Below are 25,338 nucleotides of genomic sequence, written 5' to 3'. Positions count from 1 at the left end.
ACTCGCTCGGAAGTCGATCGAGCCTAGCAGCCGCGCCCTGAGCGGGATGTGAGCACACGGATGCGGCGGGGCCGGATCGCGTGCGATCCGGCCCCGCCGTCGTCGTGGTCCCCCTCGAGGGATCAGCCCTCGAAGGTGCCGAGGGTGACGCTCACGGTCTGCGACTCGCCGTCGCGCGTGAAGGTGATGTCGGCCTTCTCGCCGCCCGGGAGCGCGCGCACCTGGGCGGTCAGGTCGGTCTGGTCGGTGATCGGCACGCCGTTGAACTCGGTGACGACGTCGCCGGCCGCGAGGCCCGCCTGCTCGGCAGCGCCGCCGGCGCTGACCTCGGAGATGAGCGCCCCGACGATGTCGCTCTGGCCGTCAGCCTCGGCCGACGTGACGGTCGCGCCCAGCAGGCCGTGCGTGGCCGCGCCGTTCTCGATGATCTCGTTCGCGATGCGCTCGGCGAGGTTCGACGGGACCGCGAAGCCGACGCCGATGTTGCCGGCCTCGGTGCTCGAGCCGCCCGCGGAGAGGATGGCGACATTGACGCCGATGAGCTTGCCCTCGGAGTCGAGCAGCGCGCCGCCCGAGTTGCCCGGGTTGATCGCGGCATCCGTCTGGATGACCGGGAGCGACACCTGGCCGGACGCGGCCTGCGGCTGCTGCGACTCGCCGCTCTCGGGGTCGGGAAGGTCGAAGAAGAAGTCGAAGGGGCTCTCCGACCCGTCGCCCTGGTCGCCCTCGCCGTCGCCCTCGGTGGAGTCGTCAGGAGTCGACGGCGCCGCCGAGGAGGCGACGTCGATCGAGCGGTTCAGCGCGCTGATGATGCCGTTCGTCACGGTGCCGGAGAGTCCGAGCGGCGCACCGATCGCGATGGCCGTGTCGCCGACGTTGAGCTTGTCGGAGTCGGCGAACTCGAGCGGCGTGAGGCCGGAGGCATCCGTGAGCTTGATGACCGCGAGGTCGCTCAGGGGGTCGGTGCCGACGAGCTCGGCCTCGTAGAGGTGGCCGTCGTTCGTCTTGACCTGGATGACCGGGTCGCCGGTCGCGCCGTCGAGCGTGACCACGTGCGTGTTCGTGAGCACGTAGCCGTCCTCGGAGAGGATGATGCCCGAGCCGGTGCCGCCGGCCTGGCCCCCGGTGACCGAGATGGTCACGACGCTGGGGCTGGCCTTGGCCGCGACCGCCGTGATCTGGTTCACGGAGTCGCTGTCGTTGACGACGATGTTCTGCGCGCTGTCGGCGCTGTCGCTCGAGGCGGGCGCCTCGTTGGCGGCGATGAGCGCCGTGATGCCGGCGCCCGATGCGCCGCCGATGAGCGCGGCCGCGACGATGGCCGCGGCGACGCCGAGACCCACGCGACGCGGCTTCGGCGCCGCCTGCGCGGTCGTGGAGCCGTTCTGCTGCGCTCCGGCCACGGGTGCCGTCGGCTGGGTCTCTCCGGGGCGGGGACCGCCGAAGGCAGGCGGCACCTGGCCGCTGAGGGGCTGGGTCGGCGCGGTGGGCTGCGGGGCGTGGTACGGCTGCGGAGCCTGGCCCGGCTGGTAGACCGTGCCGGTCGCGGGCAGGTCGGCGGCGGTGCCGGCACCCTCGGTCGGAGCGGCGGGAGCGGCCGAGGCGGCCGGCACGGTCGATGCGGCCGGGGCGGCCGGGGCGGGCGTCGCTGCCGCGACCGGCGCCGCGGACTCGGCGGGGGCGGCGGGAGTCGCCGCGGCGGTCTCGGTGGACGGGTTCACAGGCGCCGCGTTCGTGGCAGCGGTCGCGGCGACATCGCCCTCCCGGGCCTCCCCCGTGGGGCCGTCAGTGGTGTCGGTCATGGTGTGCTCCTTCCAAAGCCATGCCAGCATCCCGCGCGAGTCTGTGTGCGGCATCGGCGAAGTCTGTGATCCGGCTATCACCGGGCGGTGAGTCATCCGAGTGCGGATGACGTCGCCCCGCGAGTCCGTGCGCCAGCGTAGCGGCCCCACCCTGACGTACGGTGAGAGCGTGAGCGACTTCTCCCCCGCACCCGGCCTGCAGCCGTGGCAGCGCACCGCGGCAGGCGCGGGCCTTCTCGCCGCCGACGGCACGATCGCCGCCACGATCTTCGCCGAGATGAGTGCGCTGGCCGCCCGGACCGGCGCCATCAACCTCGGCCAGGGCTTCCCCGACGAGGACGGCCCCGCCGAGGTGCTCGAGGCCGCCCGCCAGGCGATCGCTGACGGCGTGAACCAGTACCCGCCCGGGATCGGCATGCCCGTGCTGCGCGAGGCGATCGCCGCGCACCAGCGGCGGTTCTACGGCATCGACGTGGACGCGGCATCCGAGGTGCTCGTCACGGCCGGTGCGACGGAAGCGCTCGCGGCGACGATCCTCGCACTCGTCGACGTGGGCGACGAGGTCGTGACGTTCGAGCCCTACTACGACGCCTACGCCGCGCTCATCGCCCGTGCCGGAGGCGTGCACCGCACCGTGCCGCTGCGATTCCCCGACTGGCGGCCCGACCTCGACGAGCTCGAGGCCGCCGTGACCGACCGCACGCGGATCATCCTCGTGAACTCGCCGCACAACCCGACCGGGGCGGTGCTCGACGCCGACGTGCTCGCGTCGATCGTGCGACTCGCCGGGCGGCACGATGCGATCATCGTGACCGACGAGGTGTACGAGCACCTCACCTTCGGCGCACCGCACACGCCCATCGCGTCGCTTCCGGGCGCCCGCGAGCGCACGATCTCGATCTCGTCGGGCGGCAAGACCTTCAGCACCACGGGATGGAAGATCGGCTGGATCACCGCGCCGGCGGCACTCGTCACCAGCGTGCTCGCGGTGAAGCAGTACCTCACCTTCGTGAACGGCGCCCCGTTCCAGCCCGCGATCGCCACCGGCCTCGGCCTCCCCGATGCGGTGTTCGCGGATGCCGCGGCGACCCTCCGCGACAAGCGCGACCTGCTCGCCGCCGGGCTCGAGGCCGCGGGGTTCACGGTCTCGCTCCCCGACGCCGGCTACTTCGTCGTCGCGGATGCCGCACCGCTCGGGTACTCCGACGGCGCGGTGCTCTGCCGGGAGCTGCCCGAGCGCGCGGGCGTGGTCGGCGTGCCCGTGTCGGCGTTCGTCCATCCCGACCGGCAGGACGCCTACCGCAGCCTCGTGCGTTTCGCTTTCTGCAAGCGCCACGACGTGCTCGAGGAGGCGTCGGCGAGGCTGTCGCGGCTCACCGCGGGCTGATGCGCTCGGTCACGTCGAACCGGCGCAGCGCGAGCGCCGGGTTGACGCGGCGCACGGCGTCGATGCGGTCGCGGGAGACCCACGCGATCGCGACATCCGTCGCCTCGCCGATCGTGGCGACCTCCACGCCCATGGGATCGACGATCATGCTGTTGCCCGCGCCCACCGGCGGGGCGTGGTCGGCGGCGGCGACGTACATCGTGTTCTCGAGGGCGCGCGCCGTCGTGAGGACCCGCCAGTGCGCCTCCTTGAGCGGCCCCCGAACCCACTCGGCCGGCATGCACACGACATCGGCGCCCGCGTCGACGATGCGACGGGTCACCTCGGGGAAGCGGGCGTCGTAGCAGGTCTGCAGGCCGAAGCGGAGGCCGCCGGCCTCGAACACCTGCGGTGCGTCGATGTCTCCGGGCGCCACCCACTCGGACTCGCGCTGCCCGAACGCGTCGTAGAGGTGCAGCTTGCGGTAGGTGGCGACCACGCCTGCGCCCGGGGCGACGGCCACGACCGTGTTGCCCACTCGGCGCTCGTCACCGCCGAGTCGCTCGATCATGCCGGCGACGACGTGCACCTCCAGCCGGGTAGAGAGCGCCGCGAGGTGCTCGGTGAACGCGCCGCCAACCTCCTCGGCCGCCGCCTGCCAGTCCCACCCGGGCTCGGGCGTGAAGTAGCTCGAGTACTCGGGGAACACGACGAGCCCCGCGCCGCGCGCGGCGGCGAGCTCCGTGAGGCGGGTGATCTCGGAGCGGTTCGCCTCGGCGTCCGCGCCGGGTGCGAACTGGGCGACGGCGATCGGGAAGGCGCTCGAGGCGTGTCCGGACATGCGGCCAGCGTAATCGGCGCGCGCTCCCGGCCGCGACGGGATCACCCGGTGACGAGCTCGACTGTCACTCGATGATGCACGGGAGGGACTTCACGCCGAGGAGACGCCCTTCGTACGACATCACCTCGATGTCGTACGGATACCCCGGATCCACGACCACGTAGCCCGTCGAATCGTAGTACCACCAGTCCCATTCGCCGACGACGACCGGGCAACCGGGCCAGTAGTCGCCGTACGCATCGATCGTGAGCTCGGTCGGGTATCGGCGGAGGCCCGGTGGGGGGCCCGACGGCGTCGTGGAGGCGCCGGAGGCGGGACTCCCCCCGCTCTCGCCCGACTCCCCCGTCGCGGCTGCCGCGGCGGCGGCGGATGCGGCTGCGGCTGCGGCCGCCGCCTCCGCTGCCGCGACCGCTTCCCGATGCGATCCGACGACCCGGTCGGCGGCGCGGCGCAGGACGCCGATCTCGGCGACGCCGAGGTCTTCGGCCGCCCTCACGGCCGCGACGGCCCGGTCGAGCTCGTCCCTCGCCGCCTGGTCGGCGGACGAGTACTCGCCCTTCCGCGCTTCCGCGGCGTCGGCGACGGCCTGCCGGAACACCCCCAGGGCCTCTGCCACCTCATCGCGTCGCCCCGCGATGGCTCCGATGTCGCGCCCTTCGAGTGCCTCGTCGAGGGCCCGCAGGGCCGCATCGAGCGCGCTAGCGACGTCGGGTCGAGCGAGGTCGCCCGAACCTCCGATGACCGCCGCCGCCGCATCCGCGACCCGACGAGCCTGCACCCCAGCAGACGCGACCGCCGCGGCCCAGCGCTCGGACGCCTGTTCGCGCTCGTGCTCCTCGGCCGCGCGAGACGCTGCGGCCCGATCCGATGCGGAGGCCGCGGAGGCTTGGAGCCCGAAGCTGGCGGTGGCGATGAGCGCGACGAGCGCGACGACGGCGAGTTTCCCTGTGCTGGACATCGAAGAGGAGCATATGCGGTCGGTCGCGCACGGCGGCGCGCTCTCCACACCCCCAATCCGCGGGCCTGCTCCGGACGGGCCAGCGAGCCCACCTGGTCGAGCACTGGCACGATGGACGCATGATCCGGTACGCCGTCGATGCCGTCGTTGCCCTGCGTCTCGTTCGCGAGCACCGGGGCCCCCATGAACGCCACCGACTCGTCGGGCCATCGGTCCTGCGTTCGCATGCGCTCTCGATGCTCTACCGGGAGGTCCGCGACGGGAGCCTCGACGAGAAGGCGGGGCTCGAGCAGCTCGAGGCGATCGCCGGATTGAAGATCCGGCTGCTCGGCGACCGGGTCTCCAGGTCCACTGCGTGGAGGCTCGCGAAGCGACTCGGTTGGGACGACACGACCACGGCCGAGTACCTCGCGGTCGCGGTCCTCCAGGCGGATGCGCTGGTGACCGAGGACGAGCAGCTGGTCGCCGGCGCGAACGGCCTCATCCCGCTCGCCTCGTACGCCGATCTCCTCCGCTGATTCACGATTCGCGCCGCACGTCGGCCTCGACGTGGCGATAGCCCGCCGTCTCGTAGCCGACCGCGACGACGAACGGCGACAGCGTCACCACGAGGAGGCACCATCCCAGGGGAACCCCGACGGTGGCGAGCAGGACGCCGACGACCAGGAATGCGGCCATGCCGGCCGCGAGCATGACGTGGAAGGCGTCGACGGCGCGGAAGAGGATCGACCAGAGGACGAAGTAGGCCAGCGAGAAGACGAGCACGGGGATCGCGACCGACATCACGACGCCGACCGTGCCGATCTTCGTCTCGCCCTCCGCGGCGTAGGCCGCGACGTGGAGGCCGGCACCGACCGCGGCGAGCGCGCCGAACACGACGATGTGGCCGTAGCCCCATGCCCACTTGCGCTCGCGATGCCGGGCGAGGACCGGCGCGGACGGGAGGATGAAGTAGGTCCACCAGAGGCCGAAGGTGAGGCCCGTGCCGGAGACGACGATGAGGACCGCCTCGCTGCTCCAGCCGACGTGCGCGACGACCGCGGCGACCGCGGCGATCGTGCCGAGGATTCCCTCGCCCAGCGTGATGATGACGAGCAGCCCGTACCGCTCCGCGATGTGGCCGGCATGCCACGGCGTGCCCTGCCAGGCGCCGTCCGCGGCCTTCGCATTCCATGTCGCGAACGGATGGCCGGCGAACTCGGCGAGCCAGAGGACGACGAGCACTGCGACCAGGACCGGACCATCCTCGATCCTGAGGAGTGCGACGGTCAGCCACGCGGCCTGGATCAGCACGTTGAAGCCCGCATACCGCAGGGCGACGCGCCGGTTCGCGGGATCCTGCCCGGCGACGCGCAGCCACATGAGCACCAGCGACACCCGCATGATGACGTACCCCACCGCCACGAGCACGAAGTCGAACGACCCACCGCTGTCGATCGACTTGAAGACCGCGGGTATTCCGAGCGCGAGGACGATGACGCCGACCATCTGCACCATCGTCAGCACCCGTTGCAACCAGTCGTCGGTGTCGAACGCCGACGCGAACCACGTGAAGTTGATCCACGCCCAGCACACCGAGAGGAGCACGAAGGCGAATCCCCACACGGCCGTGGCGATGTGCGCCTCCGCGACGTAGTGCGCCAACTGGTCGCCCGCCTGAGAGAACGACACCACGAACGTCAGGTCGAACAGCAGCTCCAGCGGGGTGACCGGGCGATGCGCCTCCCGCGGATCCCTGCCGAGCATCCGTCGGAGGCCGTGCGGCCGCACGTACTCGACGACGGGGTCGGAACCTGACACGCGAACAGGATAGGGAACACGAGCGGGGGTCGTCCACCGAGCGCAGCCGGAGACGGCGTGGCACCCGATACCCGACGCCGACGGACGGGACCGGCGTGTGGATGTCGGTCGACGCACACCGAACCGGCCCGGAAACGCAGAGGATCCCGGCCTCTGACGAGACCGGGATCCTCTGTTTCGGTTGCGGGGGCAGGATTTGAACCTACGACCTCTGGGTTATGAGCCCAGCGAGCTACCGAACTGCTCCACCCCGCGGCACAAGAGATAACTTATCACGCGCTCCGAACGTCGGCCAAATCGTGGGCGCTCACACCACCATCGCCACGAGCACGAGCACCGGCAGCGCCACGAGCACGATCACGTTCTTCCAGTAGCGCAGCTCGGTGAACAGGATCACGAACGCCAGCACCACCATCGCGATGCTCGGGAAGGCGACCAGTGTGCGCCCCACGTCGGCGAGTCCGAGGTTCACGGCCAGGACGCCGGTGAGCACGCCGATCCCCCAGATCATGTTCGCGAAGCCCGTGTACACGGCCCACGGGCGCACGGCCTCCTCCGCCTGCGGCTCGATCAGGAAGAAGCCGTAGAGGCGCCGGCTCCGGAAGAAGAACGCCCCGAGGAGCCCGACGACGACGAGGGCGAGCCCCTCGACGACAGCGAGCACCTGGGCGACCACGCTCATGTGGCTCAGTGTGCTCGGCAGGTGCGGGGGCGACAAGTCCCCAATGCGGATGTCACGCCGCCCCGCTCGAACGGCCCTCCGAGGGTCAGACGCCCGGTGTACTGGCGACGAGTTCGTACGACAGGGGCAGCCACCGCTCGACCGGCCAGGAGAACATCCCCTGGCCGACCGGCACCGTGACCGGGAAGATCTGCCACGGCACCTGGTAGTGCTCGGTGAACGCGTCGATCGAGAGCCCGGCGTCGCGCAGCGCGCCCATGACCTCGTCGAGCGGATGCATCCACTCCCACGTCGTGGCATGCTCGATCCGCGCATCGCGGTCGGCGTAGTCGCTGGGGTCGTCGAACTCGATCGCATCGGGCTCGGCGTACGGGAATGCGAATCCCGGCAGGCCGCCGGGGCCGCCGTCGCCGTCGAACACGAATGCGGCAGGATGCCCGTCGGCGAAGTAGAGCCGGCCCCCCGGCTTCAGGTACCAGGCGACGATGCGAGCCCACTCCGCGACATCCGGAAGCCAGCCGATCGTGCCCCATGTCGTGAACACGAGGTCGAACGACCCGGGCTCGGGCAGGACGTGGCGCGCGTCGTAGACGTTGGCCTCGACGAAACCGGCCCGGTCGGCGACCCCGAGCTCGGCGGCCATCCGCCGCGCCTCCTCGACCGCCGGTCGGGAGAAGTCGAGGCCGATCACGCTCGCGCCCCGGTTCGCGAGCGAGAGCGTGTCCGATCCGAAGTGGCACTGCAGGTGCAGCACGCGCACGCCGTCGAGTCCGTCGGGATAGAGCCGCTCGATGCCGGCGCGCGCGATGGGATCGAGCACGCCCTCGCCGCGGCGCAGGGGCTCCTGGTCGTAGAAGTCCGAGGCGAGGTGGACCGGGACGCGCTCGTCCCAGTTCCTGCGGTTGTCGTCGAGCCAGTCGCCGCCGCGGAGGTCGACCGACTCGGTCACTGCCCCGCCTGCTCCGATGCGGGAGCCGTCAGCTGGATGAGCTGCGCGATGATCTCGGCGAGCTGCGCATCGGCCGCGCCGTATGCAGCCCAGTCGCCCTCCGCCAGCGCGGCCTGCTTGTTCTGGAGCGCGACCTTCGCCTCGTTCAGCAGCGCCTGCACCTCGTCGCTCGGCGCGATGGGCGTCGTCGGCTCGCCGCCCTCGGCCGGTGGCGGCGTGGGCTCGGCACCCGGATCCACCTCGTTGTCGCCGGCTTCGGCACCCGAGTCGCCGCCGAAGAGCACGTCGAGCGCGAGGTCGAGCGTGTCCTGGAACGCGATCTGGTCACCGAACGCGACGAGCACCTTCTGCAGCACCGGATAGCTCGTGTTGCCCGTGGACTTCACGTAGACCGGCTGCACGTAGAGCAGGCCGCCGCCGACCGGCACCGTGAGCAGGTTGCCGTTGATCACGTCGGACTGGCCCTGCTTCAGCAGGTTCAGCGACTGCGAGACGGTCGGATCGCTGTTGAACTTGGCCTGCACCTGGCCCGGCCCCGGCACGTTGTCGTCCTCGGGCAACGTCAGCAGCCTGAGCTTGCCGTAGCCCTCGGCCTTCTCGCCGTCGGTCGCGCCGGCATCGGCGTCGACGGCGAGGTAGCCGCGCAGCACGTTGCGGCTCTGGTCGCCACGCGCCTCGGGGATGAACGTCGAGTACAGCGAGTACGACGGTGCATCCTGCCCCGGCATCTGCATGGTCAGGTAGTACGGCGGCTGGAGGAGCGTGGTGTTCGCGCCCGCGGTCGGGTCCTTCGGCGTCGTCCAGGCGTCCTCACGCGAGTAGAACGAGCCCGGGTCGGTCACGTGGTAGCGACCGAGCACCGCCCGCTGCATCTTGAACAGGTCGGCGGGGTACCGCACGTGGCTGAGCAGGTCGCCCGACATCTCGGTCATGGGCTCGATCGTGGCCGGGAAGATCTTCTGCCACGTCTGCAGGATCGGATCCTCGTCATCCCACGCGTAGAGCTTCACCGAGCCGTCGTAGGCGTCGACGGTCGCCTTCACGGAGTTGCGGATGTAGTTCACCTCGTCGAACGGCAGCGACTGCGGCAGGGTCTCGCTGTCGGCGATCGCCTCGCTCATGCTCACCTTGTTCGAGTACGGGTACTGGTCGGTGAGGGTGTAGCCGTCGACGATCCAGACGATCCGGCCGTCGACCACCGACGGGTAGGTGTCGGAGTCGAGCGTGAGGTACGGCGCGACCTTCTTCACGCGCTCGATGGGGTCGCGGTCGTAGAGGATCTGCGAGTCGTCGTTCACCGCGTCGGAGAGGAAGATCTGCTCGGACTGGAACTTCAGGGCGTACACGAGCTTCGTGAACACGTTGTCGAGCTTGGGTCCGCCGTCGCCCTCGAACGTGGTCTGCGTCTGCTGCTCGCTCTCGCCGCCGGCGGGGTAGTCGAGCTCCACCGGATCGGCACCCTCGGGGGCGCCCACGATGGAGTACGCCGGCGAGTCCTCGCCGAAGTACACGCGCGGCTCGAACTCGCCGAGCGAACCCGTCGACGGGATGCCCGACTGGAGGAACACCGGCTGGCCGTCGACCGAGCGCTGGTTGCCCGCCGCGGCCACGAGACCGTAGCCGTGGGTGTACACGATGTGCGAGTTGAACCACGTCTCGGCGTCGCCGAGGCCGGCGAGCTGCAGGTCGCGGACGGCGACGACGGTGTCCTGCGTGGCCCCGTCGATCTCGTAGCGGTCTACGTCGAGGGCGTCGGGGAACTGGTAGTACTGGCGGAACTGCTCGAGCTGCTGGAACGCGGGGCTGATCACGAGCGGGTCCATGAGTCGGATGTTCGCGGTGGTCTCCGCGTCCTCGCGCAACGCCCCCGGCTCCGCATCCGTCTTCGCCTCGAAGGGGATGGTCTCGATGTCGTCGACGCCGTACGCCGCTCGCGTGGCGTCGATGCTGCGTTCGATGTACGGCGCCTCGAGCGACCGGGCGCTCGGGTCGACCTGGAACCGCTGGATGATCCACGGGTAGAGCGAGCCGATGATCAGGCTCGACACGATGAGCAGCGCGGTGCCGACGAGGGGCAGGCGCCAACGCCCGATCAGGGCCGTGATGAGGAACAGGATCGCGACGCCCACGGCGATCGCCGCGAGGATCTGGCGGCCGGGGATGACGGCGTTGACATCGGTGTACCCGGCACCCGTCATGAGCGTGCTGTTCTCGGTGACCGTGGCGTACTGGTCGAACCAGATGCTGATGCCCTGGAGCAGCAGGTAGAGCCCGGCGGTCACCGCGATCTGGATGCGCGCCGACTTCGAGATCACGACCTCGCGCCCGCTGACCCGGATCGACCCGTAGAGGTAGTTCGTCGCGATCACGAGGAGCAGCGACAGCAGCACGACCGCGGAGGCGAAGCCCACGATCGAGCGGTAGAAGGGCAGCTCGAACACGAAGAAGCCGACGTCGAAGTTGAACTGCTCGTCGTTCGTGCCGAAGGGCGTGCGGTTGAGCCAGGTGAGCGTGAGCTCCCAACGGCTCGACGCCGAGACGCCCGCGAAGATGCCGAGCACCACCGGGATGCCGTACATCGCGAGCCGTCGAAGCGGCTCGAAGACCTCCTGGTAGCGGTCGAGCTGCGAGTTGAGCTTCGCGTAGACCGGCCGCGTGCGGTAGGCGATCTGGATCGAGGCCCAGACGGGCACTGCCATCGCGAGGAAGCCGATCAGGAAGAGCACGAGGCGTGCGATCCACTCGGTGGTGAGCACGTTGAGGAATCCGAGCTGGTCGAACCAGAGCACGTCGGCGTAGAGTCCGACGAACACGAAGAACGCGATGATCAGCAGGGCGACCACCCCGATCGTGATGGCGATCGGCGCTCGGCGGCGCGGAATCCTCGGTTCTTGCGTCTGTGCTGACACTCTCGGCCTCATGTTCGGTCGCTGTGGGATCGAGACTCCATCCTAGGGTCGCGATCCTTGGAAACGGCTGTTCAGCCCGCGGGGCACGAGGCGAAGCCGGAGGTGTCGGTTCCCTCGCCGATCGCCTCGACGATCGCGCGCGCCTCGTCGAGCGTCGACACGGCGAACACGCTGAGTCCATCGGGCACGTGGCCGGTGACCTCGTCGCAGTTCGCGGCGGGCGCCAGGAACCAGTCGGCGCCCGCATCCTCGGCACCCCAGAGCTTCTGGCGGACGCCGCCGATGGGGCCCACCTCGCCGGCCGAGTCGATGGTGCCCGTGCCCGCCACGATCTCACCGCCGGTCATGGGCCCGGGAGTCAGCTTGTCGATGATGCCGAGCGCGAACATCATGCCCGCGCTCGGTCCGCCGACGTTGTCGAGCTGCAGTTCGACCTCGATCGGGAAGTCGTAGACCATGCGGACGCCGACGCCGAGCGCGACGGTGTCGTCGCGTTCGACAGGGGTCACGGCGATCGTCTGCTCGACTCCGTCGCGCACGACCCGGAGGTTCGCCGGCTCGTCCGGGCCGTTCTCGCGCACCGCGGCGCGCAACTCGTCGACCGAGTGGACCGCGGTGCCGTTCACCGCCGCGATGACGTCGCCCTCCTCGAGCACGCCCGCAGCCGGGGAGTCGTCGAGGACGCCCGCGACCGTGACGTCGCGCGGGAAATCGTAGCCGAGCTCGACGAGGGCCGCCGCGATGGCGTCCTGCTGCGAGTCGACCATGGCGGCCGAGTTCTGGGCGTCGCGATCGGCGTCGCTGACGCCCGGCGGGAAGATCGCCTCGACCGGGACGGCCGACCTGGTGGGGTCGAACCACGTGCCGAGCACGTCGAGCCAGCTCGGCGTCTGCCCGGGGCGCCCGAGCACGGTGACCGTGAGCAGGTTGAGCTCGCCGTCGGTCGGGAACGTCTCCTCGTCGGGGATCTCGATGAGGGGCACCTCCTCGCCCTCGTGCTCCGCGACGCCCAGGGTGTCGTAGACGGGGCCCGGCTGCTCGATCACGTACGGCGACGGCAGCAGCGCGAAGCCGACGCCGATCACGACCGCGATGCCGAGGGCGGCCCAGCCGATGCGCTCACGACGGGAGCGGCCCTGCGGGCGCGGCGACGGGTCGTCGTCGAAGAGGGCCATCCGTTGGTTCCTTCCGGGCGACCGAGTCGCCGAGTGCGAGCGCCGAGGCCGGCGTTGTTCGCGAAGGGCGGACACCGGGAAGCCCCAGCCTAGGCCATTTCCCAGACACGTGCCCGTGCGCCGGGGCTACGGTTGAAGTGACGCGACTGGAGGTGGCTCACGTGGCCGATCGGGACGACGAGCCTGGCGACAAGAACCCTGAGGACGAGTTCCGCGACATGCTCCGCGAGCTCCTCTCGGGGTCCGGCGGAATCGATCCGTCGCGACTCGCGGGCGCCGCCGGACTGCCCAACGATCCGGCGAGCCTCGCCGCGCTCTTCGGCCAGCTGCAGCAGGCGATGGACCGCGGCGGCGACGGCATCGACTGGAGCGTTGCGTTGCGCCAGGGCGAGGAGCGCGCCGCATCCGGCCAGCGGCAGCTGACGCCGGAGGAGCGCACCCGTCTCGACCAGGCCCTGCAGGTCGCCTCGCTCTGGCTCGACGAGGTCGTCGACTTCTCGGCCCTCCCCGAGACCCCCGAGCTGCTCACCCGCCGGGCATGGGTCGCCGCGACCATGCCCGTGTGGTCGCAGCTCGCCGAGCCGGTGGCGCTCAGCATCTCCGACTCCCTCACCCGGGTCATGAGCGAGCAGGCCCCCGAAGAGCTGAAGTCGATGATGCAGGGCGCGAGCCGCATGATGCGCGGCATCGGCGGCGCGCTGTTCGCGATGCAGCTCGGCCAGGTGGTCGGCCAGCTCGCGACCGAGGTGGTCTCGGGCGGCGACATCGGCATCCCGCTGCAGACCGACGGGCGGGCAGCCCTGCTGCCGCAGAACGTCGCCGAGTTCGGCGACGGCCTCGACATCCCGACCGACCAGGTCGAGCTCTACCTCGCGGTCCGAGAGCTCGCGCACGCGCGCCTCTTCCGGCACGCCAGGTGGCTGCGGCTGCACCTCATCACGGCGATCACCGCGTTCGCCAAGGGCATCGACATCGACACCGACCGGCTCGAGCAGCTCGCAGAGGGGTTCGATCCCTCGAACACCGACGAGCTCCGCGACGCCGTGGTGAACGGCGCGCTGATCAGGCCGAAGAGCGGCGCGCAGGAGGCCGCGCTCGACCGGCTCGAGACCATGCTCGCCCTCGTCGAGGGCTGGGTGGACGCGGTCACGGCCGACGCCACCGCGCGACTCCCCAAGTCCGACGCGATCGCGGAGTCGATCCGCCGACGCCGGGCCTCGGGCGGACCGGCCGAGTCGGCGTTCGCGACGCTCGTCGGGCTCGAGCTCCGACCGCGCCGCCTGCGCGAGGCCGCGGCGCTGTGGCGTGCCGTCACCGACGCCGTGGGCGTCGAGGCGCGCGACGCGCTCTGGGCGCACCCCGACCTGCTGCCCACGTCGTCCGACCTCGACGACCCGAGCCGGCTCATCGCACGACTCACCGGCGCCGACACGGCCGAGTCCGAGGCCGACGACGAGTTCGACCAGGCGCTCGAGCAGCTGCTGCGCGGTGAGACGCCCGCCGCGCCCGGCGAGGACGGCGAGGACCCGCGGGCCTGACCCCTGTGGACGGATCGCGCGCGTGCGCGCGGGGGTCGGGCATGCTCTGGGCATGGTCCCGCGCATCGACCCGGCACTCCCCCTCGTGTGGCGCTCCCCCACCGACCTGCAGCTCGGCGCGACGGCGGCGCGGGTCGTGCTCCACGATGCCGGAGCGCTCGAGACGGGACTGATCGCCGCGCTGCGCCATGGCGCGAGCATCGAGACACTCCGCACGATCGGCGCGGGCCTCGGCGGGCGCCCCGACGAGGTCGACCGGCTGCTCGCCGCGCTGCGACCGTCGTTCGAGCCCCAGCGACGGCCCGCGGCATCCGTCGACGGCCACGCCGCACCCCCCGTCGTGGTGGTCGATGCCGACGGCGCGGTCGGCGCGCGGCTCACGGCCGACCTCGCCGTGCTCGGCTACGACGTGGTCGAGGCCGATCGAGCAGACGGCGACCCGGACGCCAGCGACGCAACTCCGGGCGATCGTGCGGCGCTGGCCGTCATCGCCGCGACCTGGGCCGTGCGCCCGGCGCGCCACCTGCCCTGGCTTCGCCGCGACGTGCCGCACCTCGCCATCGTGTTCGACGACACGGGTGCGCGTGTCGGCCCGCTCGTCGAGCCCGGCCTCGGACCATGCCTCCGGTGCCTCGACCTCGCCCGCCGCGACGAGGACCCCGCGTGGCCCGTGATCGCGGCACAGCTCGCGGGTCGCGACGCCGCGACCCGCACCGACCGTGCCGCGATCCAGGTCACCGCGCTCGCGGTCGCCGTCATCGACGACCGTCTCGCGCACGACACGGCCGCGCTGACGGATGCCTCGCTGACACTCAGCCGCGAACGGCCGGGCGCCCCGCCGCGGCGACGCCGGCACGCGCCGCACCCCGAGTGCGGCTGCCGAGCTCCTGGAGGAACCGCGACGGCTCCCGTTCGCCTCGATGGGCGCCCCCCGAGCGCGGCCAGCTCAACGTCAGCCGACGCCGTGCCCGCGTGATGCCGACGTAGAGGAGTCGTCGCTCCTCGTCGATCGCGTCGAAGCCCTTCGCGTACGCGATCGGGAGCATGCCCTCGGTGAGGCCGACGATGTGCACCTCGTCCCACTCGAGGCCTTTGGCGGAGTGGAGGGTCGCGAGGGTGACCGCGGACACCGTCGGCTCGTGCTGGGCCTCCGCGCGGGCGCGGAGGTCGTCGGCGAACGCACGGAAGGTGGTGCCGTCGGGCGCGTCGTCGACGAGGCGCGCGATCGCGTTCAGCGACTCCCACCGAGCCCGCACCGCGCCCGGCCCCTCGGGCGCCTGCACGGTCCAGCCGAGCGAACGCAGCACGTCGCTCACCGACTTGAAGAGCGGTTCGCCGCTGATCGTGAGCGCCGCGGCGCGCAGCGCATGCACCGCCTCGCGCACCTCCGGCCGGTCGAAGAACCGGGCCGCCCCGCGCACCCGCGAGCCCACCCCGACCTCGTCGAGCGCGCGTTCGAGGATGGCCGACTGCGAGTTCACCCGCATCAGCACGGCGATGGTCTCGGGCGGCACGCCGGCGTCCACCCGGTCCCGGATGCGAGTGGCGACGCCCCTGGCCTCCGCGAGCTCGTCGGCGTAGTCGAGCACGACCGCCTCGCCGGGCTGCTCGCGCGCGGGCGCCGATGGCCCGGGCGACCCCGTGGTCGACGCCGACCGCGCGGACGACGTGGCCCCCGCGGTCGACGCCGGCCCCGCGGTCGACGCCGGCCCCGCGGCATCCGCCGCCGTCGCCGCGTGCCCCAGGGTGACCGCCTCGAGCTGCAGGGCACCGGCGCGGCCCCGCATGAGCCGGTTGGCGACCGCGATGATCTCCGGCGTCGAGCGGTAGTTGCGCTCGAGCCGCACGAGCGTCGCCTCCTCGTACCGCCGCTGGAAGCCGAGGAGGTAGTCGGGCGTCGCGCCCGCGAACGAGTAGATCGTCTGGCTCGCATCGCCGACGACGCACACGTCGCGGCGGCCTCCGAGCCAGAGGTCGAGCAGCTGCTGCTGGGCCGGCGAGACGTCCTGGTACTCGTCGACGACGAAGTGGCGGTAGCTCTCCCGCACGTGCATCGCGACCGAGGGCTCCGACTCGATCATGCCCGCCGTGGCGAGCAGGACGTCCTCGAAGTCGAGCATCCGGCGTTCGTCCTTGAGCTGCTCGTACCCGGCCACGAGCGCCAGGAGCTGGTCGGGCGTGAGGGTGCCCGGCGCGCCCCGCGAGGCGACGCGCTGCTCGTAGTCGTCCATCCCGAGCACGCTCACCTTGCGCCACTCGATCTCGGCCGCGACGTCGCGCAGGGTCGGCACGTCGACCCGCAGGCGCAGGCGCTCGGAGGCCTCGCCGAGCAGTCGGCCCTTGTACTCGAGCAGCCGCGGCGCCGACCCGCCGACGACGAGCGGCCAGAAGTGATTGAGCTGCGCGAGCGCCGCCGCGTGGAAGGTGCGCGCCTGCACGCCGTCGGCGCCGAGCACCCGCAACCGTGCGCGCAACTCGGCGGCGGAGCGCGCCGTGAACGTGAGCGCCATCACCCGCGCCGGGTCGTAGGCCCCCGACGCGACGCCGTAGGCGATGCGGTGTGTGATGGCGCGTGTCTTGCCGGTGCCCGCACCGGCGAGCACGCACACGGGGCCGATCAGCGCCTCGGCCACCACCCGCTGGTCGTCGTCGAGGGCGGCGAGCAGGGGGTCGGATGCCACGGTCACGTCGCCGTCCACGGACGGGACTCGGGGATCGGGCCGCCATACCAGCGCTCGAGCAACCAGCTGGCGATCGACGTGCCCCCGGGCAGGGAGATCTCCTCGGCCGCCGCGGCGAGCTCCGCGCGCGTGAACCAGCGCAGCTCGAGGATCTCGACGCCGTCGGGCGCCGCGGACGACGGCGCGGCGCCGTCGACGACGCGCGCGGTGAATCCGAGCATGAGGCTCGCGGGCAGCGGCCACGGCTGCGAGCCGCCGTACTCGACGCGATCGACGTGCACGCCGGCCTCCTCGCCGACCTCGCGCACGACCGCGGCTTCGAGCGATTCTCCCGGCTCGACGAACCCGGCGAGCAGCGAGAAGCGGTGCTGCTCCCAGAGCGCGTTGGAGCCGAGCAGCACCCGGTCGTCGTCATCGGTCACGAGCACGATCACCGCCGGGTCCGTGCGCGGGAAGAGCAGGTTGTCCTCCCGGTCGCAGCGGCGCGCCCAACCGGCCTGCACGACCGTGGTCGTCGATCCGCAGCGCGGGCAGAACGGAGCGGCCTCGTGCCAGTTGGCGAGCGCGAGCGCCTCGGTGAAGAGCCCGGCGTCACGGTCGCCGAGCACCGGCGCGGCGGCACGGAGGCCCGCCCAGCGCGCCGCCTCGGGCTCGATGAGTGCCGCGGCATCCGCATCGAAGACCCGCACCTCGACGGGGGTGCCGGCGGGCAGGTCGTCGGCGGCGCCTCCGGCGCCCGCGGCGCGGGCGTCGACGGCGAGCGTGCGCCCGAGGTACAGGCGCAGCCGCTCGCCAAGCACCGCCGACGGGTGCAGGAACTCGAGGGTCGGCGCGGAGCCCTCGACCCGCTCGGCGAGGAGCACCCGACCGCGGTGGAGCGCGATGACCCGTGCGGCCGGATCGGCGTCGAAGTGCGCCGGGAATCGGTCGTCGGCGCGGGCCGCTCCGTCACGGTCGAGTGCGGCTCGCGCGAGCGGCGGAGCTGTCGGTTCGCGCACTGGCCACCTCTCTGCGCTTCAGGGCGGAGTCGGCGGGAAGGCGTGGCGGTCGCCCGCGCGGCGGATTCGCCTGCTTAAGCTGTGTGCCATGGCCAGACCCCCTCTCACTCTAGCCGCGTTGGCCACGGCGGCGGTGCCCGGACTCGAGGTGCGTGCGGCCCGGTCGCACACGCGCCGCAGCCACGGGGGCTACGACGCCGTGGAGCTCCGCTCGGTCGACGGACGCCACCTCGTGATCCGCGCCCCGCGCTCGCAGAGCGCCGAGACGGAGCAGTCCGCCGACCTCGTCGCGATCCGCGCGATGACCCCGGGCATCAGGTCCCGCCTGCCCTTCGCGGTGCCCGGCTTCGTCGGCCAGGCCCCGATCGACGGCACGCGCGCCATCGTCACGGAGTTCCTGCCGGGTGCGGTGCGCACGGCCGACGAGCTCACCGAGCATGCGCCGCTGGCCACGGCGGTCGGCGTTGCCATCGCCGCCGTGCATGCGCTGCCGAGCGGGTTCGTCGGCGACGCGGGCCTCCCCCGCGAATCCGCCGACCAGGCACGCGACGGCGTCGTCGAGCTGATCGGCCGAACCGCGGACACCGGGCGTCTCCCGGCCGCGATCCTGCGCCGATGGGAGCAGGCGACCGATGACGAAGCGCTCTGGCGGTTCCGGCCCACCGTGGTCAACGGTGCCCTCACCGCCGACTCGATCCTCGTCGAGGGCGACGCCGTGACGGCGATCGTCGGGTGGGCGGCCCTGTCCGTCGGCGACCCCGCCCGCGACCTGCACTGGCTCCTCACCTCGCGCGGGGCATCCGCCGAGGCCGCGCTCGACGCCTACGTGGACGGACGCGGCGGCGGCGCCGACGCCCACCTCCCGCAGCGAGCCCTGCTGTACGGCGAGCTCGAACTGGCGCGGTGGCTCCTCCACGGCGTGGAGCAGCGCGACGCCGCGATCGTCGACGACGCCGTCTCGATGCTCGACGGGCTCGCGGCCAGCGTGCACGACCGTTCGAGCGAGCCGCTCTCGCCCGAGACGGGACCCATCCTCACCGTGGGCGACGTCGAGCGGATGCTCGACGACACCCCGCGCGACCGCCTCCCGAGGGAGGGCGGCGCGACGCTGCTGACCGACAGTTACGACTTCTCCGAGCTCGAGCGCCGCGAGGCCGGCGAGCGCGCTTCCCTGCCGATGGACGCCACCGCGCCGATCCCGCTCGACCTCAGCGACTGGGGCGATGCGACACCCCCGGCGACCGGCGCGTCTCAGCCGACCGCGGGGATCGACGCCGAAGCCGCGACCGAGGCCCACGAACGGCGCAATGCCGCCTCGTCGTAGAGCCGCTCGGGCCGGATGACCCGGTCGTCCTCCACGAAGTAGAACACGGCGTCGACGGTCTCGGGGGCGACACCGGCCCACATCGCGTACGCGAGGCGGTAGAGGGCCAGCTGGGTCTGCTTCAGTTCGAGGTCGCGCTCGTCGCGCGGAGCCTTGCCCGTCTTCCAGTCGACGACCTGGTGCCGGATGCCGCGTGCCGCCAGCTCCCCGTCGGGCGGCACGTCGTAGACGGCGTCGAGCTTGCACACGAACACGTGCTCGTCGATGGGCAGGTGCAGTTCCAGTTCGACCGCGACGGGCCTGCGCCCGCCCCACTCGGATGCCTCGAAGGTGGCCTGCAGGGCGCGCAGGCGCTCGACCGTGGCATCCTCGATCGACTCGCCGGGCAGTTCGACGTCGAGCGCAGCGGGATCCGACCACCCGTCATCGATGGCGGGCGCGTCGCCCTCGCCCGTGGCGCGATGCTCGACCCACGAGTGGAACAGCGTGCCGATGCGGGTCGCGCGGTAGGGGCGTTGGGGCATGGGCCGCCGAAGCTGCTCCGCGACCGCCGCGGGATCGTCGACGAAGTCCTTGAAGCGCGATGCGGGGACGCGGGTGGGGATCGCCGGGGCGTCGGGTCCCTCGAATCGTCGACGGCGGTCCTCAAGCAGCAGGCGGAGCTCGTCGGCCAGCCCGGGGCCGATTCCCGCGCCGCTCGGGCGCTCCGCGGCGGCGCGCACGGCGTCGGCGGCCGCGTGCACCCCGCCGTGCCGAGCGCCGAGGGGATCGAGCGGCCAGCGCCGACGTGCTCCCGCACCCTCGCGCGGATTCTCGGGCACCTCGGGTGCGGTGGGCAGTGCCGTGGGATCGAGGATGCCCGCCAGCGCGAGTTCGCGCAGGAACGTGCTCGGCTTGCGGGGCGACTTCTGCGATGCCCACCACGAGCCCGTGAGCAGGAGCTCGGAGCGCGTGCGGGTGAGGGCGACGTACGCGAGTCGCCGCTCCTCGTCGGCGTGCCGTGCGCGATTCTCGTCGGCGAACGCCCGCACCGCCTCGTCGAACAGGGACTGACTCTGCACCCCCCGCCACTGCAGCTCGGGCAGCTCGGCCCGATCACCCTTGAAGTCGTTCGGCAGCTCGCCGAACGCGAGCCAGCCCTTCGTGGTGCGGGGCTTGGACGGCAGCTCCTCGTCGACGAGCCGCGGGATCGCGACGACGTCCCACTCGAGGCCCTTCGATCCATGGATCGAGAGGACCTGCACCGCCCCGGGCTCGGGCTCGTCCTGACGCGGCGCGAGGCGGTCGCGCTGCTCCGCCTCGGTGAGCCATCCGAGGAAGGCGCCGAGCGTCGGGTGCTCGGCGACGTCGGCGAATCCGGCGAGCAGCTCGTCGAACGCCTCGAGGCTGGGAGCGCCGAGCGGCTGCGCCGCGTTCGCGGCCACCTCGATGTCGAGCAGCAGTTCCTGCTGGACCAGGTGCACGAAGTCGACCAGCCCGAGTCCGGCTCGGCGGCGCAGGGACTGCAGCTGGGCGCCCGCGCGGCGCATCCGACCGAGGCCCACCTCGGTGAACTCCCGGAGCGCGGTATGCCCGTCGGGCGCGGTGAGCAGGAAGTCGAGTGCGTCGACGATCGACGGCGACTCGTCGGGCGCGATGGAGGCGCGCAGCCCCTGGCGCACGTCGTCGTCGAGCCGCCGGCTGCCGAGATCGCGGTCGGCCAGCCATCGTGCCAGCCCGTTGAGCGCGGCGAGGTCGGCGGGGCCGATCCTCCAACGCGCCCCGCCGAGCACGCGCACGAGCTCGGAGCCGGCGGTGGGGTCGTGCAGCACCCGCAGCACGCAGACGAGGTCGGCGATCACCGGCTGGTCGAGCAGCCCGGCGAGGCCGAGCACGTGCACCGGCACGCCGTGCGCGCGCAGCGCCTCGGTGAAGGTGCCGACGTTCGCGAAGGTGCGGCAGAGCAGCGCCCCGCTGCGAGCCGAGCGATCGCCCGGCGCACGGACTCGCGCGGCGAACCAACGGGCGACGAGATCGGCCTCCTCCTCGATCGTCTCGGCCCAGGCGGCCTCGACGCGTCCGACGCTCGCCAACGGAGCGGGGGCCAGCGGCGCCTTCGGGATCCCCGCGTCGAGGGGCCCGATGATCGCGTTGGCGGCATCGAGGACGACCGCGGGATTGCGCCAGCTCGTCGAGAGGTCGTAGACGCCCGCCGCCGCGCCCGCCTCGGCGAAGTCGCTCGAGAACCGCGCGAGGTTGGCGGCGCTGGCGCCGCGCCATCCGTAGATCGACTGGTCGGGGTCGCCGACGGCCATCACCGAGTGCCCGCGGAACAGCGTCGCCAGCAGCCGGGTCTGCACGACGCTCGTGTCCTGGTACTCGTCGAGCAGCACCGTTCGGGCGCGCTCCCGGTGCGCGGCGACGACCTCGGGATGCCGCTCGCAGATCGCGAGCGCCAACGCGACCTGGTCCGAGAACTCGACGTAGCCGCGCTCGCGCTTGGCGGCCGCGTAGGCGTCGGCGAGGTCGAGCAGCGGCGGCAGCGCGCCCACGACGCCGAGCGCACTCGTGAACGACTCGAAGTCGGTGCGCTTGCGCGGCGCCTCGATCGGCAGCCCCTCCATCGCGAGGAAGTCCCGGGCGAACGCCTGCACGTCGTGGCTGTCGGCCACGTTCTCGGCGAGCGCCCGACTGAGCGCGAGCACCGCCCCGGTGACGCGGTCGAGCGAGGCGTCGAGCTCGACCAGGCGCGGGTCGGCCGACGTGCTCGACACCGACCGCGCCAGCATCCACGCGGATGCCTCGCCGAGCACGGCGGCGTCGGGTTCGCGGCCGATGAGCATCGCGTGCTCGCGGTAGATGCCGCTCGCGAACGCGTTGTACGTGCCGACCGCGGCGGACTCGAGCGGATCGAGGTCGACCTCGGCGATGCCCTCGGCGACGAGCTGGCCGACGCGCTCGCGCACGCGCTCGGCCAGCTCGCCGGCGGCCTTGCGCGTGAACGTGAGACCCAGCACCTCGGGCACGCCGACGTGTCCGTTGGCGAGCATCCAGACGACGCGGTTGGCCATGGTCTCGGTCTTGCCGCTCCCCGCGCCGGCCACGACGATGCTCGCGCCGTGCGGGTCGGCCTCGATCACGGCCTGCTGCTCCGCCGTGGGCGGGTGCAGGCCGAGGCGCGACGCGATCTGCAGTGCGCTGAGGCTCATGCCGACACCGCCGGCACGAGGTGCACGCGGTAATGCCACGCCCCGAAGCGGGAGCGGAAGCCGAGCTCGCCCGGACCCACGAACTCGCTGCCCGACATCGTGCGCGCCACCGATGCGAGGCGCTCCCGGAACGCCGTCTCGGCCTCCTCGTCGAACGGCTGCTGCGCACGCTCGGTGAACGCGAGCGCCCGCACGGGCTTGGCGAGGTACACGAGCTTGGCACCGCCGAGCGTTCCGGCATTCGGCACCGCGCCCGCTCGCGCCGCGAGCTGGTACGCGGCGAGCTGCGGATGCTGCGCGGTCTGGTCGGCGGTCGGCGCCGTGCGCCCGGTCTTGAGGTCGACGATCACGGTCGTGCCGTCGGGCGAGGCCTCGACGCGGTCGATCGTGCCGGCGAGCCGCACCCGGTCGACGACCAGCGTGAACCGGCCCTCGGCGCCCAGGAGCACCTTGCCGTCGTCGTCGAAGTGGGCGAGGTAGTCGGCCGCGCCCTCGGCCATGCGCCGTGCGCCTCGGCGCTCGCGTTCTGCGACCCATCCCGCCTCGAATCGCAGCTCGCGCCACCGCTCCTCGACCGCCGACCAGAGCGCCTCGATGCTCGTGTCGCCGTCGCTGCGCGTCCCGGCCTCCTCGACGACGGCGTGCACGAGCGTGCCGATCGAGGCGGCGATGCCGGACGGCGGGGATGCGACCCGGTCGATGAACCACCCGAGCGGGGATTCCTCCGCGCGATCGATCTGCGAGGGCGACACCGCCACGAGCGCCTCGGGATCGCCCTCGAGGTCGACGAGTGGCGCCGTCGTCGACGGTTCGGCGAGCCCGTACCAGTCGTCGGGATGCGCTCCGGGCACGCCCTCCTCGGCGAGCAGGGCGAGCGCCGCCGCGGCCTCGGGGTCGTCGGTCGCCACGAGTTCGCGTCGGAGCACGCCGACGAGGCCGCGGAGGTGCAGCGGCCGACGCCGGGGCCGCACCCGCTCGGTCGCGAAGGCCATGAGCATGGACGGCTGCTCCTCGTCGTTGGCGGTGCAGCTCAGCACGAGCTGGCGACGCGCCCTCGAGGCGGCGAGCGCGAAGAGGCGGAACTCGTCGCCGCGCACCGACGCGCGGGCCTCGGCCACGGTCTCGGCCGTAGGCAGCGGCGATCCCGCTCGGGCGGCGGCCACGACCCGCGGCAGCAGGCCGGCGTGCAGCAGCGTGCCCCGCGGCCGCAGGTTTGGCCACACGCCGTCCTGCAGCCCGGCGACCACGACGACGTCGAACTCCCGGCCGATGAGCGCCGGCGGCGTGGCGACGACGACGGTCTCGGCGCTGCGCCGCGGAGCGAGCGAGTCCTCGGGGAGCTCGCTCGCCAGCACCTCGTCGACGAATCGGGCGGCCGGTGCGTCGGGCTCCCGCTCGACGTACCTCGTGGCGGCCGCGAACAGGGCCACCACCGCGTCGAGCGCCCGGTTCGCCTCCTCGGCGAGGACGCCGGTGCCCCTGGCCTGCGCACCCCATTCGCCCGCGAGCCCGCTCCCCTCCCAGAGCGACCAGAGCACCTCCTCGATCGTGCCGCCGGCCTCGGCGACGCCCTTCGACGCCGCGAGCAGCCGGGCGAGCCGGGCTGCGCGGCGGCCAGGCGCCGCATCGACGGTCTCGAAGCCGCCCGGTGCGGCGAGCGCGTCGACGAGCAGCTCGTCGCCCGACCTTGCGCCGCCGGCCGCGAGCTCCTCGTGTCGCAGCGCGAGCCGCAGACGTCGGAGGCCGACTCCGTCGAGGCGGCCGAGCGGGCCCGTGAGCACCTCCACGGCGACCTCGGGGGTGAGGCGTTCGCGGCCGAGCACGAGCGAGGCGGCGGTGAGCAGCGACGCCGCCGCCGGCGCATCGCGGAGCGCGGTGCGCGCGGCGTCGCCCGCGGTGGGCACGTCGGCGAGCGCGAGTCCGCGCTCGAACGCGGGCACGTCGGCCCCCGATCGCAGGACGACCGCCATCGACGACCACGGCACGCCGTCGAGCAGGTGGCGTTCGCGCAGGAGCCCCGCGACCGACTGGCACTCGGCCGCGTGCGACGACGCCTCGATGCCGAGGAGCGGTGCGAGCGGGTCGCCGTCGGGGCCCGCCGAGCCGGCCTCACCCGCCGGCACGAGCGGCGCCTGCCGGTGGGAGCCGCCGAGCGCCGTGCCGATGTGCGCCGTGACCGACCGGACGACCTCGCGCACGGCGGGGCGGCCGCGATGCACGCCGTCGAGCACCACGCGACGCACCGGGGCGCCGTCGAGCACGACGCCCAGCGAGCCGAGCAGCTCGGGCCGGCCCCCGCGGAAGCCGTTGCTCGCGATGTCGGGGTCGCCGAACGCGACGACCGCGACGCCACGCGCGGCGAACGCCCCCAGCATCGCCGCCGTCGCCTCGGTGGCCTCCTGGGCGTCGTCGACGACGAGGAGCCGAAGTCCCGCGAGCGTGCCGAGCGCGCCGGATGCCCCGGGGTCGACCGTGCTGCGCCGCACGATCGCCGCGGCGAACGCGCCGAGCTCGGCCGAGTCGAACTGGGTGGCGCGCAGCTGCTCCTTCACCTCGGCGTACTCGGCGAGGAATCCGGCGGCGGCGACCCATTCGGGGCGCGACGCCCGCTCGCCGAGGCGGGCGAGCGTCGCGGCGTCGACGCCGTGCTCGACCGCCCGCATCATGAGGTCGCGCAGCTCCGAGCGGAATCCGCGCAGCGCACGCACCTCGGGCGTGAGCGGGTCGGGCCAGTCCGGGCCGAAGCCGTCGCGGATGCCGCCCTCGAGGAGCTCGCCCACGATCTGGTCGTGCTCGGCGCCCGTGAGCAGGGTGACGGGCTCGCCGGTGAAGGCACGCACGAGCTGGAACGCCACCGAGTTGGCCGTACGTGCGAGGGGTCCGCGCGTCGTGATCCCCAGCCGCACGGCGAGCTCGTCGCGCAGGGCGGTGGCCGACGCTCGCGTGGCCGACAGCACCAGCACCTCGTCGGTGGCGTAGCCCAGCCGCTCGACCCGGTCGGCCACGAGCTCGACGACGAGCCGCGTCTTGCCGCTGCCCGGGGCTCCGAAGACCGCCGCGTGCTCGCCGTCGAGGAGGGTCGCGACGGGGTGCAGGAGGGTCGCGGTGCCGGGCATGCCTGAACGGT

General features: G+C 72.7%; 16 protein-coding genes and 1 tRNA gene. 4 read left to right on the top strand and 13 right to left on the bottom strand.

Annotated elements, in window-relative coordinates:
* Positions 1 to 122: 122 nt before the first annotated feature.
* Positions 123 to 1,802 carry a S1C family serine protease gene (locus EV187_RS07505; protein WP_130352461.1) on the bottom strand — a complete coding sequence of 560 codons (1,680 nt, stop codon included), beginning with the start codon at positions 1,800 to 1,802 and terminating at the stop codon, positions 123 to 125.
* A gap of 169 nt (positions 1,803 to 1,971) precedes the next feature.
* On the opposite strand from EV187_RS07505, the gene EV187_RS07500 reads away from it, so the two are divergent.
* Positions 1,972 to 3,189: a pyridoxal phosphate-dependent aminotransferase gene (locus tag EV187_RS07500; RefSeq protein ID WP_242609492.1), complete on the top strand. Its 1,218-nt coding sequence runs from the start codon at positions 1,972 to 1,974 to the stop codon at positions 3,187 to 3,189.
* On the opposite strand, the gene EV187_RS07495 is transcribed toward EV187_RS07500, so the two are convergent.
* Both EV187_RS07495 and EV187_RS07490 read right to left on the bottom strand, forming a co-directional pair.
* Complete coding sequence (locus EV187_RS07495) at positions 3,176 to 4,009, bottom strand: carbon-nitrogen hydrolase family protein (RefSeq protein ID WP_130352459.1); 834 nt, start codon at positions 4,007 to 4,009, stop codon at positions 3,176 to 3,178. The genes EV187_RS07500 and EV187_RS07495 overlap by 14 nt on opposite strands.
* Before the next feature lie 64 nt (positions 4,010 to 4,073).
* Positions 4,074 to 4,967: a hypothetical protein gene (locus tag EV187_RS07490; protein ID WP_130352458.1), complete on the bottom strand. Its 894-nt coding sequence runs from the start codon at positions 4,965 to 4,967 to the stop codon at positions 4,074 to 4,076.
* A gap of 119 nt (positions 4,968 to 5,086) precedes the next feature.
* On the opposite strand from EV187_RS07490, the gene EV187_RS07485 reads away from it, so the two are divergent.
* Positions 5,087 to 5,485: a hypothetical protein gene (locus EV187_RS07485; protein ID WP_130352457.1), complete on the top strand. Its 399-nt coding sequence runs from the start codon at positions 5,087 to 5,089 to the stop codon at positions 5,483 to 5,485.
* A 1-nt stretch (position 5,486) separates the two neighbouring features.
* Here the strand turns inward: EV187_RS07485 and EV187_RS07480 are convergent, their stop codons facing one another.
* The 6 genes from EV187_RS07480 to EV187_RS07455 form a co-directional block, all read right to left on the bottom strand.
* Positions 5,487 to 6,767 (bottom strand): low temperature requirement protein A, encoded by a 1,281-nt coding sequence (locus tag EV187_RS07480; RefSeq protein ID WP_242609491.1) that lies wholly within the window; start codon positions 6,765 to 6,767, stop codon positions 5,487 to 5,489.
* A 181-nt stretch (positions 6,768 to 6,948) separates the two neighbouring features.
* Positions 6,949 to 7,022: transfer RNA gene (locus EV187_RS07475), tRNA-Met, on the bottom strand.
* Between the two features lie 52 nt (positions 7,023 to 7,074).
* Positions 7,075 to 7,449, bottom strand: a complete 375-nt coding sequence (locus EV187_RS18335; protein WP_165391134.1) for a DUF1304 family protein — start codon at positions 7,447 to 7,449, stop codon at positions 7,075 to 7,077.
* A gap of 85 nt (positions 7,450 to 7,534) precedes the next feature.
* Positions 7,535 to 8,398 (bottom strand): class I SAM-dependent methyltransferase, encoded by an 864-nt coding sequence (locus EV187_RS07465; protein WP_165391133.1) that lies wholly within the window; start codon positions 8,396 to 8,398, stop codon positions 7,535 to 7,537.
* Entirely contained in the window at positions 8,395 to 11,307 is a 2,913-nt protein-coding gene (locus tag EV187_RS07460; protein ID WP_242609490.1) for a UPF0182 family membrane protein, read from the bottom strand. The genes EV187_RS07465 and EV187_RS07460 overlap by 4 nt, the downstream gene beginning before the upstream one ends.
* A 71-nt stretch (positions 11,308 to 11,378) precedes the next feature.
* Positions 11,379 to 12,482, bottom strand: a complete 1,104-nt coding sequence (locus EV187_RS07455) for a YlbL family protein (protein WP_130352454.1) — start codon at positions 12,480 to 12,482, stop codon at positions 11,379 to 11,381.
* A gap of 218 nt (positions 12,483 to 12,700) precedes the next feature.
* On the opposite strand from EV187_RS07455, the gene EV187_RS07450 reads away from it, so the two are divergent.
* The gene (locus tag EV187_RS07450; RefSeq protein WP_130353230.1) at positions 12,701 to 14,020 is read left to right on the top strand and encodes a zinc-dependent metalloprotease; all 1,320 of its coding nucleotides are present in this window, start codon (positions 12,701 to 12,703) and stop codon (positions 14,018 to 14,020) included.
* Positions 14,021 to 14,832: 812 nt separating this feature from the next.
* Here the strand turns inward: EV187_RS07450 and EV187_RS07445 are convergent.
* A complete protein-coding gene (locus EV187_RS07445; RefSeq protein WP_242609489.1) occupies positions 14,833 to 16,719 on the bottom strand; it encodes an ATP-dependent helicase in 1,887 nt (628 codons plus the stop codon).
* Positions 16,704 to 17,699, bottom strand: coding sequence for an NAD(+) diphosphatase (gene nudC / locus EV187_RS07440; RefSeq protein ID WP_130352453.1), 996 nt, complete (start codon positions 17,697 to 17,699; stop codon positions 16,704 to 16,706). The genes EV187_RS07445 and nudC overlap by 16 nt, the downstream gene beginning before the upstream one ends.
* An 88-nt stretch (positions 17,700 to 17,787) precedes the next feature.
* Here nudC and EV187_RS07435 point away from each other — a divergent pair, with 88 nt between their 5' ends.
* On the top strand, positions 17,788 to 19,023 hold the full coding sequence (locus EV187_RS07435; RefSeq protein WP_207221780.1) for a phosphotransferase: 1,236 nt from the start codon (positions 17,788 to 17,790) through the stop codon (positions 19,021 to 19,023).
* On the opposite strand, the gene EV187_RS07430 is transcribed toward EV187_RS07435, so the two are convergent.
* Together EV187_RS07430 and EV187_RS07425 are read right to left on the bottom strand one after the other, a co-directional pair.
* Complete coding sequence (locus tag EV187_RS07430; protein ID WP_130352452.1) at positions 18,951 to 22,211, bottom strand: ATP-dependent helicase; 3,261 nt, start codon at positions 22,209 to 22,211, stop codon at positions 18,951 to 18,953. The genes EV187_RS07435 and EV187_RS07430 overlap by 73 nt on opposite strands.
* Positions 22,208 to 25,327, bottom strand: a complete 3,120-nt coding sequence (locus tag EV187_RS07425) for a UrvD/REP family ATP-dependent DNA helicase (protein WP_130352451.1) — start codon at positions 25,325 to 25,327, stop codon at positions 22,208 to 22,210. The genes EV187_RS07430 and EV187_RS07425 overlap by 4 nt, the downstream gene beginning before the upstream one ends.
* Positions 25,328 to 25,338: the final 11 nt, after the last annotated feature.

The sequence above is a fragment of the Agromyces ramosus genome (genome assembly GCF_004216665.1).
Lineage (GTDB): Bacteria > Actinomycetota > Actinomycetes > Actinomycetales > Microbacteriaceae > Agromyces > Agromyces ramosus.
Note: the sequence above shows the minus strand (reverse complement) of the source record. Positions and strands in the feature narration are given on the sequence as shown.